Source organism: Gorillibacterium timonense (assembly GCF_001457415.1).
In the GTDB taxonomy this organism is placed as follows: Bacteria; Bacillota; Bacilli; order Paenibacillales; family NBRC-103111; genus Gorillibacterium; species Gorillibacterium timonense.
Window position 1 is genome coordinate 214196 of sequence record NZ_LN881721.1, and the last position, 13464, is coordinate 227659.

General features: G+C 58.8%; 11 protein-coding genes. All 11 read left to right on the forward strand.

Translation table 11 applies throughout. The annotated features are described in order from the left end of the window. Positions 1–183: 183 nt before the first annotated feature. The 11 genes from BN2684_RS03130 to BN2684_RS03180 all read left to right on the forward strand — a co-directional run bounded on the left by BN2684_RS03130 (position 184) and on the right by BN2684_RS03180 (position 13409). Positions 184–1893, forward strand: a complete 1710-nt coding sequence (locus BN2684_RS03130; protein ID WP_058300721.1) for a peptide-binding protein — start codon at positions 184–186, stop codon at positions 1891–1893. A 182-nt stretch (positions 1894–2075) separates the two neighbouring features. Next, entirely contained in the window at positions 2076–3407 is a 1332-nt protein-coding gene (locus tag BN2684_RS03135) for a M20/M25/M40 family metallo-hydrolase (RefSeq protein ID WP_058300722.1), read from the forward strand. A 2-nt stretch (positions 3408–3409) separates the two neighbouring features. After that, positions 3410–4597, forward strand: a complete 1188-nt coding sequence (locus BN2684_RS03140; protein ID WP_058300723.1) for a M24 family metallopeptidase — start codon at positions 3410–3412, stop codon at positions 4595–4597. 14 nt (positions 4598–4611) lie between these two features. Next, a complete protein-coding gene (locus BN2684_RS03145; protein ID WP_058300724.1) occupies positions 4612–5913 on the forward strand; it encodes a M20/M25/M40 family metallo-hydrolase in 1302 nt (433 codons plus the stop codon). Continuing rightward, positions 5910–7082, forward strand: coding sequence for a M24 family metallopeptidase (locus tag BN2684_RS03150; RefSeq protein ID WP_058300725.1), 1173 nt, complete (start codon positions 5910–5912; stop codon positions 7080–7082). Before BN2684_RS03145 ends, BN2684_RS03150 begins: the two co-directional genes overlap by 4 nt. Positions 7083–7116: 34 nt before the next feature. Further along, complete coding sequence (locus tag BN2684_RS03155; RefSeq protein ID WP_058300726.1) at positions 7117–8082, forward strand: ABC transporter permease; 966 nt, start codon at positions 7117–7119, stop codon at positions 8080–8082. Positions 8083–8110: 28 nt separating this feature from the next. Next, positions 8111–9025 (forward strand): oligopeptide ABC transporter permease, encoded by a 915-nt coding sequence (opp4C, locus tag BN2684_RS03160; RefSeq protein ID WP_082651759.1) that lies wholly within the window; start codon positions 8111–8113, stop codon positions 9023–9025. A 58-nt stretch (positions 9026–9083) separates the two neighbouring features. Then, positions 9084–10154, forward strand: coding sequence for a M24 family metallopeptidase (locus BN2684_RS03165; RefSeq protein ID WP_058300727.1), 1071 nt, complete (start codon positions 9084–9086; stop codon positions 10152–10154). A gap of 36 nt (positions 10155–10190) precedes the next feature. After that, the gene (locus BN2684_RS03170; protein WP_058300728.1) at positions 10191–11177 is read left to right on the forward strand and encodes an ABC transporter ATP-binding protein; all 987 of its coding nucleotides are present in this window, start codon (positions 10191–10193) and stop codon (positions 11175–11177) included. Then, positions 11174–12142, forward strand: a complete 969-nt coding sequence (locus BN2684_RS03175) for an ABC transporter ATP-binding protein (RefSeq protein WP_058300729.1) — start codon at positions 11174–11176, stop codon at positions 12140–12142. The genes BN2684_RS03170 and BN2684_RS03175 overlap by 4 nt, the downstream gene beginning before the upstream one ends. 82 nt (positions 12143–12224) lie before the next feature. Further along, positions 12225–13409 (forward strand): pyridoxal phosphate-dependent aminotransferase, encoded by a 1185-nt coding sequence (locus tag BN2684_RS03180; protein ID WP_058300730.1) that lies wholly within the window; start codon positions 12225–12227, stop codon positions 13407–13409. Positions 13410–13464 lie beyond the last annotated feature (55 nt).

The window sequence follows — 13464 nt, forward strand, 5'->3', positions numbered from 1 at the left end:
ACAAAATTCGTTTTATTTATTATAACGTCCGACAGATTGAATTTTCAAAATTAAAATCGCTTTCAGTTTCTTTTTATGTAGCGCGCGCTACAACATTTCGGAAAAAGGGTCGCTAGAATGATAATTAATTATCACGTTGGTACCGATGTGATAAAAACTAACACTATCGGGGGGAGCACTCGAATGAAAAAAGGATCGGCCGTACTCACGTTCATCCTCGGCATCAGCATGGCACTGTCCGCATGCAGCTCGAGCAGCAGTTCCAGCACGTCTTCTCCGTCACCGTCTTCTTCGGAAGCAGCAGCGACCGCATCGGCCGCTCCTGCGAAGACCGGCGGGTCGGTTACCGTGGCGCAAGCATCGGAGCCCGGAAACTTGAACCCGCTCATTTACGCGACGACAAGCGATACGAACGTTACCCATATGATCTTTGATTCTCTCGTGCAGCCCGATGCTGAGCTGAAGATGGTCGGCGACCTGGCGAAGAGCTGGGACGTCAGCGAGGATGGCCTCACGTATACCTTCCACCTGCAGGAGAATGCGAAATGGCATGACGGGCAGCCGTTCACCGCGAACGATGTCGCCTTCACGTTCACTTCCATGGCCGATGCTCGCTACGACGGCGGCGCCTATAGCCGCGTACAGCCGGTAGCCGGCGCGGAAGAATTCCACAGCGGCAAGGCTGACAGCGTGTCCGGCATCAAGGTGATCGATGAACACACGATCTCCTTTACCCTGACGAAGCCGAACGCCTCCTTCCTGGCGAGCCTGTTCATCGGAGTGCTCCCCGAGCACATTCTGAAGGATGTCTCTCCCGCCGATTGGGCGAAGAACGATTTTAACCGCAATCCGATCGGCACGGGCCCATTCAAGTTCGTGAAATGGGAGACCGGTCAGTACATTGAAGTGGCCGCCAACCCGGATTACTTCGGCGGAGCGCCGAAGCTGGACAAGATCATCACACGGTTCGGGGATGCGAACACGATGCTGGCCGCATTCATGAACAAGGAAATCGACATCGTTCCGGTTGCAGCGGATCAGGTGGCTTCCATCAAGACGCTGGATTTCGCGGATGTGAAAGCGGCGAACGACCTGTCTGTTTACTACGTCGGCTTCAACCTGCTGAACCCGTTCTTCTCCGACCTCAAGGTACGGCAGGCGCTCTCCTACGGCACGGACAAGAACCTGATCGTCTCCAGCGTCATCGGCGAATACGGAGAAGTGAGCGACGACCTCTTCCCGAACGCCCACTGGTCGCACAATCCCGACGTCACCAAGTACCCGTACGACAAAGCGAAGGCCAAGCAGCTTTTGGAGGAAGACGGGTTCAAGCTGAACAGCAAGGGCTTCTATGAAAAGGACGGCAAGGAGCTGAAATTCTCCCTGAACGTGCCGACCGGCAAGCCTGAGCGCGAGAAAACCGGCGTGCTGCTCAAGCAGCAATGGGGCGAGATCGGCGTAAACGTCGAAATCATCTCGCTCGACTTCTCGACGCTGGTAACCAAGCTGCTTCCGACCGGAAGCGACGGCAAGCAAAGAGCGGTGAAGGCTGACGATTACGATGCGTATATCCTCGGATTCGGTGTTGAAGCTGACCCGGATGAATACCGCTCGTACTTCAGCTCGAAGTTCATGCCGCCGAACGGCTACAATTTCGTCAGCTACAGCAACCCGAAGATGGACGAGCTGTTCGAGAAGGAGCTGTCCCAGACGAATCAGGACGAGCGCACGGCGACCTTCCACGAGATCGGCAAAATTCTCTCGGACGACATTCCGTGGATTCCGATCTATGGACAGAAGACCGTGTTTACGGCGAACAAGAGAGTGCAGAACTTCAATCCGGACTTCCGCGGTGTAAGCTTCGACGCCAAGGATTGGAGTGTGAGCGAATAATTCGCAGCCCCAAGGGAAAGCGGGGGCCACGCCTCAACGCTTCTGCCGGCTGATGAATATTCGCACCGCACGAGCAAGGCTGACAAACGCATGACATGCTTAGGGTTGGGAAGCATAGAGCCCCTTTGGGTTTCTATGTTTCCCATTATTCCCCTTTTGCAGCACAAAGGAGCACAAGACCTATGAACAAGGCCGATGCCATTCAACAAGAAGCCACGAAGCTGCTCCAGAGCTTGATCCGAATCAATACCGCCAACCCGCCCGGCGGCGAGCTGGCTGCCGCCCGTTATCTCGCCGAAATCGCGGAAGCGGAGGGCATTCCCGCCGAAATCGTCGAGACGGCTCCGGGCCGAGGTAATGTCCTGCTGAAGCTTTCGGGCCGAGAGGTCGGTCCGCCGCTCATCCTGCTGTCTCATCTGGATGTGGTGGGAGCAAATCCCGAGGAGTGGACCTACCCGCCCTTCGAAGGAGTCATCGAGGATGGGTATCTCTGGGGACGAGGAACCGTCGACACCAAGCAGCTTACGGCAATGGAAATGATGACGATGCTGCTTCTCGCTCGAGAGAAGGTGGTCCCGAAGCGGGACATCTACCTGATTGCCACGGCCGACGAAGAGAGCGGGAGCGAATACGGTCTCAAATCGCTGCTGAAGACGCATGGCGAGCTGTTCCGGGGGGCGGATGTCGTGAGCGAGGGCGGCGGATTTCCCATTGTGGTAAACAGGCACGTCTTCTACCTCTGCGAAGTGGGGCAGAAGGGCTTGTGCCAAGTGAAATTTACGTATCCGCGAGTCCCGAACCGCAACCCGTTTTACCCGGAAAACACCGGGCTGGTCCGGTTTTCGGAGCTGCTTCGCCGAATATCTTCCACCTCTTGGGACGGAGTGATCCCGGAGACCACCCGCAAATTGATCGCGGAATTGATGAAGGCAAGCGGCGAAGCTCCGGAAGGCCGGACGCTTTCCGAACAGGCGGAAGCGCTGAAGGTGAAGGTCAGCCCCCTGTTCGGCACCATGATCAAGGCGATGACCGAGAGCACCATCGCGCTTACGCTGTGGAGCGGCGGAAGGAGCCGCCGGGAGCTGGCCGGAGAATACGAGGCGATGGCGGATATTCGCCTTCTACCGGGAGTCGGCCGGGAGGAGGTCGAGAGCAAGCTGGACACCTTGTGCGACGGCCTCGGCATCCAGTGGGAGATCCTCACCTGCCAGCAAGGCTACGATTCCGGCTGCGAGGGCGAGCTGTATGAGGCGATGGCGGAGGCCATTGCCGAGCGGATGCCCGGTGCAAGGCTGGTTCCGTTCATCGCAACGGGAACGAGCGACGGCCGTTATTTGCGCGACTACAACTGCAAGGTATTCGGGTTCTCGCCTGTGCTTCCGGAGGATATGACCTTTGAGCAGGCGGTCACCCTGGTGCACGGCGTCGACGAGAGAATCGCCTGCAGCTCGATAGAGTTTGGAGCATCGACGCTCCATCAAACCGTTAGAAATTATCTAGAACGGAGGGGATAAACATGATCAAGGACGAATACCGCGTCGCTTATGAGAAATTGAGAGCGGCGGCGGAGCTGCTGAGCAAGAACAACATCGACGCCTGGTTGATTCTGAACCGGGAAGCAAGCGACCCTTCCCTGCCGCTGCTCATTGGCACGACCTCGATTCACGAGGCGGCCGTCATCCTGAAGCCAGACGGGCGTCACGTCATCCTGGCATCCGAGAGCGACCGGGGAAATTTTGAGAACGGCGGCTTGTTTGCCGAAGTGATTCCCTACGGGAAAAACTTTGAGGAGGCGCTCGGCGCTCTTCTCAAGCAGCTTGATCCGCAGAAGCTCGCATTAAACTTCTCGCTGCACGACCATCTTTGCGACGGGATGACGGTCGGGCAATACCAGATTCTTGAGCAGGCGGTAGGCAAGGACAAGCTGACCGCCATTGAGGTGTCCAGCGAAGCGATGCTGAAGGAAATCCGCAGCATCAAGACACCGGCGGAGCTGGAGCGCATTCAGCAGGCTGTCGACTATACCCAAGAGATCTTCAACGAGGTAGCCGCTCAGGTCCGCTGCGGCATGACCGAGCGGGAGATCGGCGCGCTGTTCGTCGAAGGGATGAAAGCCCGCGGCGTCACGAACGGAATCGACCATCCGTTCGATCCGCCGCTCGTCTGCATCGTCCGCGCCGGGCTCGCCCACCGCAAGCCGGGCGATACCGCCGTTATTCCGGGCGACATCGTCATCATGGACATGTCCGTGAAGTATCGGGACTATTGCTCCGATGTCGCCCGCACCCTCTACTTCCTGAAGCCTGGGGAGACGCAGCCGCCGGAAGATGTGCAGCACGCGTTCGATACGGCTGTCGGGGCGATCAGCGCCGCCATCGGCTTCATCGAAGCGGGCAAGAAGGGCTATGAGGTCGATGCAGCGGGCCGCCGCCATATCGAGGCGGGAGGCTACCCGACCATCCGCCACTCCGTCGGCCACCAGGTTGGCCGGCAGTGCCATGACGGCGGAACGCGCCTTGGCCCGCCGCATAAGGAGGATTCCGGCGGGATCGTGAAGGTTGGCGAAGTGTACGCCATTGAACCGACCGTCATCCAGGACGGCGGGCTGCCCTGCATGCTGGTCGAGGAGAACATCGTCATCACCGAGGAAGGCCCGAAGCTGCTGAGCAAGCGGCAGGTGGAGCTGGTCACCATTCCATGCTGACAGGAGGGAGGCTGATGGAGGAGCCGATCGGAACTCCCGAATGGGAGAAGCAAACCCTTGAGCTTTTTACCGGACTCATTCGCATCGATACATCCAATCCTCCCGGAAGAGAGCTCGAAGCGGTCAACTTCATCCGCGCCGAGCTCGCAGCGAGGGAAATCGCCAGCGAAGTGTTCGAGCCGGAGCCCGGCCGGGCCAATCTCATCGCGAAGCTCGGGGCCGGGCCAAAGCCGGCCGTCATCCTGCTCTCCCATCTGGATGTCGTGGCCGCCGATGCCGAGAAGTGGAGCCATCCTCCCTTTGAGGCGAAGGAGGTCGACGGCGTCATCTATGGGCGCGGGACCCTCGATACAAAGCAGCTGACGGCGATGCAGCTGACGTCGTTCCTTCAATTGAAGGAACGGGAAGCGGAGCTTGACCGGACTGTCTATCTGGTCGCTACGGCGGACGAGGAGGCGGGCAGCCACCTCGGCATGGCGCAGGTGATCGAGCGGTTCCCGGAGCTGCAGAACGACGGGTATGTGATCAGCGAGGGCGGCGGCTTTCCGCTCTTGCTGAGCGGCCGCAGCCTCATTCTCTGCGCGGCGGGAGAGAAGGGCGTCTGCCGGGTGATGCTGCGTGCAACCGGTCCTTCGGGACACGCGTCCTGCCCGCCCCGGGAGCAGGCGGTCTTCCGCCTTGGCGAAGCCCTCGGCAGGCTGGCTGAATACAAATTTCCGAAGAAATACACGGCGCTCTCCCGCCGCTTCATTCTGGAGACCGGGCTCAGTCCGAACAGCAAGCAGGTCATTGAATCGACCTACAACAATTTGATGCAATACATGCTCCATGACGGGTTGATGATCAATGAGATCAACGCCGGGGAACGGATCAATGTCATTGCCGGGAAGGCCGAGGCGGAGATCGAATTCCGCGTGCTGCCCGGAACGACGGTTCAGGACATCGAGCGGCTGATGGAGAAGCTCATGAAAGGCGCAGAGGTGGAATGGGAAATCGTCAGCTTCGAAGAAGGCTACGAGAGCAGCATGGAGAACGAGCTGCTGGAGCTGTTTGAACGCAATTGCCAGGCATTCGGGTTCGACGCGAAGCTGATCCCGTTCCTGGCGCTCGGCCGGACTGACGGAAGGTTCCTGGGGCCTTATACGGATAGCATCTACGGCTTTTCGCCGACGCTCCTGACCGATCATTTCGCAGCGGTTCTCGAGCGGGTCCATCAGCATGACGAGCGGATCACCCGCGACTCCTACTTGTTCGGGGCTAAGGTGCTGTCCAAGACATTGCTTGATCTATGCTTCACTAACGGAGGTGCGAAATGAATTATTCGGTGAATCGGGAAAAGATGGAGCAGGCCTCCAAGGCCTTGAGCGACCGGGGAATCGCACTGTGGCTGATCTTGACCAGCGAGGGAAGCGATCCGTGTCTGCCGCTCGTGACAGGAGTGCGCACGGTCGGCCCGGGAGCTTTTCTGATCCTCGCAAGCGGGGAACGCTACGCGGTCTGCAGCTCCATCGACGCGCAGGACATTGAAGAAAGCGGCCTGTTCCATGAGGTCGTCAAATATACGAACAATCTGGACGAGGCGCTTAGAGCGCTTGTGCTGAAGCTCGCCCCAAGTCATATTGCCTTGAATTACTCCAAGGATGAGCATCTGTGCGACGGGCTGACGCTCGGCCGATATCGCTGGCTCTTGGAGGTGCTGAAGGAATACGACGGAGAGTTCGTTTCCTCCGAATCGTTCCTGACGGAGCTTAGGAGCATCAAGACGCCGGAAGAAATCCGCCGGGTGAAAAAGGCGATCGACGTCACGCTCGACATCTACGATGCGGTATTCGAGAAGTTGAAGGTCGGCATGACGGAAAAACAAGCCGGCGAGCTCTTTCTCGTGGAAATGCAGGAGCGCGGAGTGGTGAACGGCCTGGACCGCACGCTGTCGATGCCGATGGTGCTCAAGGAGAATATCGCCCACCGGCAGCCGTCCGACCGGGTCATTGAACCGGGAGACCTGGTCATCTTCGATTACAGCATCGATTACGAGGGGTATGTCTCCGATATCGCACGAACGGTCTACTTCCTGAAGGCGGATGAAGAGGACGCGCCGGAGGATGCTAAATATGCGTTCCAGGCGGCGTTCGATGCGATCAGCGCGGCGCAGCGGGCGCTGAAGCCCGGGGCCGTCGGCCATGAGGTGGACGCGGTCGCCCGCCAGTTCCTGCTGGACCGCGGCATGCCGGAGATCAGTCACGCCACGGGCCACCAGATCGGGCGCGAGACGCATGACGGCGGCACCTTGCTCGGTCCCCGCTGGGACCGGTATGGCCGGTCGCCTTACGGCACCGTGGAAGAGCATATGATCTTCACGCTGGAGCCGACCATCCTCCCGGGGAAGCCGCCTTATATTCTCTTGGAAGAGAATCTCGTCGTCACCTCCGATGGGTCTGAGTATTTGAGCACACGTCAAGAGAGCCTCGTTCTCATCCGCTCGTGAGGCGGAGCCGTTTCGTCAGAAGGGAGGAACCACCGTGCAACACTATTTGATCAAACGGATTCTGTCGACCTTGCCGCTCATGGTCGGGATTACGCTGCTCACCTTTCTCATCATGCAGATCACTCCCGGCAATCCGATGCAGACGATGATCGATCCGCGAATCTCAACGGCGGAGCTGGCGCGGGCGCAGGAGCGGATGGGCCTCAATGATCCGCTGATCGTGCAGTATTTTCGCTGGCTCGGGCAGATCGTTCAGGGCAATCTGGGGTATACCGTCAAGACAGGGCAGTCCGTGGCCACCATGATCGGAGAGCGCCTGCCGGCTACGCTCCTGCTGACGGTTACGGCTTTTCTGCTCAGCTTCATCGTCGGCGTTCCGCTCGGTGTCTATTCGGCAACGAACAAGTACACCAAGCGCGATTACGGCCTCACCATATTCTCGTTCATCGGTATCTCGGTCCCCTCGTTCTTCTTCGGGATCGCGCTCATCTACCTGTTCGCGGTCAAGCTGAACTGGTTTCCGACCTCGGGGCTTGCCACCATCAACCTGCAGGGGGGAGCGGGGGCGATCTTCCTCGACAAGCTGCGGCATCTCGTGCTGCCGGCAATCGTGCTGGCGCTGCCCAATCTCGCCGTCATCATGCGCTTCACCCGGTCGAGCATGATCGAGGTATTGACCAACGACTACATCCGCACCGCTCGCGCCAAGGGACTGGGCGGCGGGATGGTCAAATACAAGCACGCGCTGCGCAATGCGATCATCCCGGTCATCACGATGTTCGGCATCTCGATTCCGACGCTGTTCGGCGGAGCCTATATCACCGAGACGATCTTCAACTGGCCGGGTATGGGCAGTCTGGGCATTCAAGCGATAACGGCACGGGAGTATCCGGTGATCATGGGCCTTAACCTCTTCACCTCCCTGCTCGTGCTCGTGGGCAATCTTACGGCCGACGTTCTGTACGCGGTGGCCGATCCGAAGATTCGCCTAACCAAATAAGCGAGAGAGGAGGGAATTGACCGTGGATATGATTCAAGACGGCGGAATTCCAAAGACGAAGAAGCAGCTCCGAGCGGCGGGAGCAGGCCATCAGACATGGCGGCGGTACAAGAAAAATAAGCTGGCCGTGTTTGGCCTCGGCTTTATCGGCCTGCTGATCCTCGCCTCGCTGCTTGCTCCGCTGCTCGCGCCGCACAACCCGTTTCAGTCGATCAAGAACGCGGCAGGCGGCCTGGATATTATGGCCAAGCCTTCGAATACCTATATTCTCGGCACCGACAGCCTTGGCCGGGATGTGCTGTCGAGGCTGCTGTATGCCGGCCGGGTCTCCCTCAGCGTCGGCATCGTTTCGGTGACGATTTCGACGGTGCTCGGCGTGCTGCTTGGCTCACTAGCGGGTTATTACGGCAAGTGGACGGATTCGATCATCATGCGGGTCGTGGACGTGGTGTACTGCTTTCCCGTCATGTTCCTCATCATCACCGTCTCCACGCTGCTCAAGCCGAGCATTTACAACGTCATGATCATCATCGGGCTCGTCAGCTGGACGAGCACCGCGCGGCTCGTACGGGGTGAAATCCTCCGCGTGCGCGAGCTGGAATACGTTCAGGCATCCAAGGCGCTCGGCGTCAGCGACTTTTCAATCATCCTCCAGCACATTCTGCCGAATATCATGGCTCCGATCCTCGTTCAGGCGACGCTGATGACGGCGGACGCCATCCTGACAGAGGCAGCGTTAAGCTTTCTCGGTGTCGGGGTGCAGCAGCCTACGCCAAGCTGGGGCAACATGCTGAACGAAGCGATGTCGATCATGGTGCTGCGCTTTAAGTATTGGATCTGGATGTATCCGGGGATCGCCATCCTGCTCACCGTGCTCAGCATCAACTTCATCGGTGACGGCCTGCGGGATGCGCTTGATCCGAAGTTGAAAGGACGCAAGTAAGCGAAGAAGCAAGAGAAGGAAGTGCGTGGACGAAGATAGCGAAAGAAGAGGGAATCCGATGAAGCAGCAACGATTGGACAAGATCAGGGACATGCTCTCTCATCGCGAGCTGGATGGCGTCTATCTTTCATCCGAGGAGAACCGGGTGTACTATTCCGGCTTCACCGGCAGCAACGGGCACCTGTTTGTCACGGCGGACAAGGAGGTCCTGATCACGGACTCACGCTATACCGAGCAAGCCGAAGCGCAGGCAGAGGGGTGGCGGATCGTCACCCACGGCCTCGACGCCATGCCGACCCTGCGGGAAGAAGCACTCACGCTCAAGGCCGGTCGGATCGGCTATGTTTCGGAGCTGTTGACGGATGCCGCCGTCATTCGGCTGCGCTCGGCGATTCCGGAGGTGGAATGGGTGCCGTTGGAGGACTTCGGCTTGGCGAATCGGGCCGTGAAGGACGAAGAGGAGATCGCCTGCATCCGAAAAGCGATCCAGATCGGAGACCGCGCCCTTCAGCAGCTTGTTCCGCAGCTGTCGCCCGGTATCACCGAACGGGATATCCAGATCGAGCTGGAGTATCGGATGGCCCAGTTGGGCAGCGAGGGGCCAGCATTCGGCACCATCGTCGCCTCCGGCAAGCGCTCGTCACTTCCGCACGGAACGGCGACGGACAAAGCGATCCGGCCGGGGGAGATGGTCGTCGTCGATTTTGGCGCCACGTATCAAGGCTATCACGGCGATATGACGCGGACTCTATGGGTCGGCGTCCCGGAGCCGGACATTCTCGCTCTCTATTATCTGGTGAACAAGGCGCTGGACGATTCCATCGCGGCGATCAAGCCCGGTATGACTTGCGGCGAGCTCGACTCGGTGCATCGAAGCCTGTTTGTGGCAGAAGGGTTGGAAGCCTACAGCCTGCGAGGGCTCGGTCATGGCGTCGGCCTGCAGATTCATGAACAGCCGCGCGTCGTCATGGATAGCCGGGACGTGATTGTCCCGGGAATGGTGTTCACCGTCGAACCGGGGCTTTACGTTCCGAATGTTGGCGGCGTGCGCATAGAAGATATCGTAAGGGTTACGGAGGGTGGATGCGAGGTGCTGACGCGGTGTCCGCGCTTGCTCCAAATCCACTGAGGGAATCGAACAAGCAGGTGAAGGAGGCAAAATCGCATGGAACAGCTGCTTGAGGTCAAAGGGCTCAAAACGTACTTTTTTACGGAAGAAGGCGTTGCGAAATCGGTGGATGGGATCGATTTTGCTCTCGATAAAGGCAAGACTCTAGGCATCGTCGGCGAGTCAGGCTGTGGCAAGAGCGTGACGTCCCTGTCAGTAATGCGGCTTGTGGCTGAGCCCGTAGGCAAAATCGTCTCCGGTGAAATCCGCTTTGGCGGGGAGGACCTGCTTGCGAAATCGGAAAAGGACATGCAGGCGATCCGGGGCAACCGCATCTCGATGATCTTCCAGGAGCCGATGACCTCGCTCAATCCCGTCTTCACGGTCGGCAATCAGATCAATGAGGTGCTCAAGCTGCATCAAGGCATGACCACGCAGCAAGCGACGCTGAAGAGCATCGAGATGCTGAGGCTCGTCGGGATTCCTCTGCCGGAAAAAAGGGTGCACGAGTATCCGCATCAGCTCAGCGGCGGCATGCGGCAGCGTGTCATGATCGCGATGGCGCTCGCCTGCAACCCCGCGCTGCTCATCGCGGACGAGCCGACGACGGCGCTCGATGTGACGATCCAGGCGCAGATTTTGGAGCTGATGAAGGATTTGAAGGACCGGCTCGGAACGGCGATCATGCTCATCACCCATGACCTGGGCGTCGTGGCGGAGGTAGCCGACGAGGTGATGGTCATGTACGCGGGCAAGGTCGTGGAGCACGGAGAGGTGAGCGCCGTCTTCGCGAATCCGCTTCATCCCTACACCCTCGGACTGTTGGCCTCGATTCCGGATATCCACGAGGAGGTCGAGCGGCTGGAGACGATCGAGGGACTCGTTCCGAATGTCTATGCGATGCCGTCCGGCTGCCGGTTCGCTCCCCGCTGCAAGCATGCGATGGAGAAGTGTACGCAGCACCAGCCCGCACTTACGGAAAGCAAAGGGCACAAGGTCAGGTGCTTCCTGCACAGCGACGCCGTAGAGGAGGATGCCCAATGAGCGAGACGCTGCTTGAAGTCAACGGTTTGAAGGTGCATTTCCCGGTGGGTGGGGGAGGGCTGTTCGGGCGTGACCGCCAGTACGTGAAGGCGGTAGACGGCCTCGATTTTACGATTAACCGAGGGGAAACGCTCGGCATTGTCGGGGAATCCGGCTGCGGCAAGTCCACAACCGGCCGCGCTCTCCTGCGTCTTATCGAGCCGACGGATGGCGAGGTGCTGTTCGAGGGGATGGACATCCTGAAGCTGAACCGCGGCGATATGCGCAGCATGCGCCGCGAGATGCAGATCATCTTCCAGGACCCGTACGCCTCGCTCGATCCGCGCAAGACAGTGGCCAGCATCATTGGAGAAGCGTTCAAGGCGCATGAGAAGCTGTCGGCCCGCGAGCGGGAGGAGAAGGTTCGAGAGCTGCTGGCCGTCGTCGGGCTGCGGCCCGAGCACATCACCCGGTATCCGCACGAATTCAGTGGAGGCCAGCGGCAGCGGATCGGCATCGCCCGCGCTCTTGCGCTACAGCCGAAATTCGTCGTCTGCGACGAGCCTGTATCGGCGCTGGACGTATCGATCCAGGCGCAGGTCGTGAACCTGATGAAAGACTTGCAGGACAAGCTCGGCCTCACCTACCTCTTCATCTCCCACGACCTTCGGGTCGTCAAGCACATCAGCAGCAGGGTCGGGGTTATGTATCTCGGCAAAATGGTCGAGCTTGCAGACAAACGCTCGCTCTACAGCAACCCGCAGCACCCGTATACGCGCGCTTTGCTCTCGGCCATTCCGCAGCCGATTGCAGGCGCGAAGCGGGAGCGGATCATTCTGCAGGGCGATGTGCCGAGCCCGGTCAATCCCCCGAGCGGCTGCCGCTTCCGCACCCGCTGCCCGGAGGCGACGGAACGCTGCTCGCTTGAAGAACCGGTGTTCCGGGACATAGGGGGAGGCCATCACGTGGCTTGCCATTACAGATAAGGTTGTACCGTTTACGCTTTCAGTGAGCGGATAAGGGCCATAAAAAGCTTGGGCGACCGAGATGACAGGAGGATATTTGGACATGAAGTTTGATGAGAGTTGGCTGAAGCTGAAATCGCCGGATTTCTCGGCTTACGACGGAATGGACCCAGACAAGAAGCTGATGCTGCTCGGGGCGGATCCCTTTTTTCCCGATCCGTGCATCCCTGCGCATGTCATTGAAGCGACGAAACGGGCGCTCGACGAAGGCAAGACGCATTACGCACTCGACAACAGCTACGCGGTGCCGGAGCTGAAGGAAGCGCTGGTCAAGAAGCTGAAGGAGTTTAACGGCCTCGATGTCGACCCCGAGCATGAGCTGATCGTCGTTCCGAGCTCGGCCTTCGGCTTGTTTGTCGGCATTCGCATTTGCATCCGGCCGAATCAAGGCGATGAAGTGCTCAACATTGATCCCGGCTTCGCTGAAAATTTCAACGATGTGTACCAGATGGGCGCAATCAGCGTCAGCGTCCCGACTTATATGGAAGACGGCTTTCAATTGCGCATAGAAGAGCTGGAGAAGCGTGTCACCCCGCATACCCGCTGCCTCGTGCTGACGCATCCGAATAACCCGACGACCACGGTCTATACGCGAGAAGTGCTGGAGCAGTTGGCTGCTTTTCTGGAAAAGCACGACCTGATGGTCGTCGTCGACCAGAGCTTCGAGCGGACCATCTACGACGAGAAAGAATACATCACCTTCGCTACGCTGCCCGGTATGAAGGAGAGGACCATCTCCGTGTTTGGCACCTCGAAGGATTTCGGGCTCACCGGCTACCGTGTCGCATATATGGTTGCTCCGAAGCCGATCATCGATATGCTGAAGGTCGCCACGTTCAACTATGTCGGCCCAACTAACACGTTCGCCCAGTATGGAGTGGTCGCCGCTCTGCAGGACCCTTCCTATGTAGACGATTGGAACCGGATCTACGACGAACGCCGTCGCTTCGGCCTGGAGCAGTTGAGCTCGATCCCCGGGGTGGAGGTTCTTCCGCCGGATGCGGGCTTCTATTTCTGGATCAATATATCAAAGCTCGGCACCTCGGTCGAAATCCGTGATTATCTCGCAAAGGATGCCAATGTGGGAATCTCTCCGGGCACCTGGTTCGGAGCGAATGGGGAAGGCTTCCTGCGCATCATGTACGGAACGATGAAGGATACGGAGAGATATAAGGAAGCGATCCTGCGCATCAAGGAGTCGCTCAGCAAGCTGCCCTTGAAGGACTGAATGGCGGGTTAGGCTGTATCCGGACAGTAGAATAAAGAGTATGAAAAAAGGCGGC

What these genes read in the sequence shown, in the direction of transcription:
- BN2684_RS03130 (WP_058300721.1), top strand. Translation starts at nt 184, where the DNA reads ATGAAAAAAGGATCGGCCGTACTCACGTTCATCCTCGGCATCAGCATG.
- BN2684_RS03135 (WP_058300722.1), top strand. Translation starts at nt 2,076, where the DNA reads ATGAACAAGGCCGATGCCATTCAACAAGAAGCCACGAAGCTGCTCCAG.
- BN2684_RS03140 (WP_058300723.1), top strand. Translation starts at nt 3,410, where the DNA reads ATGATCAAGGACGAATACCGCGTCGCTTATGAGAAATTGAGAGCGGCG.
- BN2684_RS03145 (WP_058300724.1), top strand. Translation starts at nt 4,612, where the DNA reads ATGGAGGAGCCGATCGGAACTCCCGAATGGGAGAAGCAAACCCTTGAG.
- BN2684_RS03150 (WP_058300725.1), top strand. Translation starts at nt 5,910, where the DNA reads ATGAATTATTCGGTGAATCGGGAAAAGATGGAGCAGGCCTCCAAGGCC.
- opp4C (WP_082651759.1), top strand. Translation starts at nt 8,111, where the DNA reads ATGATTCAAGACGGCGGAATTCCAAAGACGAAGAAGCAGCTCCGAGCG.
- BN2684_RS03165 (WP_058300727.1), top strand. Translation starts at nt 9,084, where the DNA reads ATGAAGCAGCAACGATTGGACAAGATCAGGGACATGCTCTCTCATCGC.
- BN2684_RS03170 (WP_058300728.1), top strand. Translation starts at nt 10,191, where the DNA reads ATGGAACAGCTGCTTGAGGTCAAAGGGCTCAAAACGTACTTTTTTACG.
- BN2684_RS03175 (WP_058300729.1), top strand. Translation starts at nt 11,174, where the DNA reads ATGAGCGAGACGCTGCTTGAAGTCAACGGTTTGAAGGTGCATTTCCCG.
- BN2684_RS03180 (WP_058300730.1), top strand. Translation starts at nt 12,225, where the DNA reads ATGAAGTTTGATGAGAGTTGGCTGAAGCTGAAATCGCCGGATTTCTCG.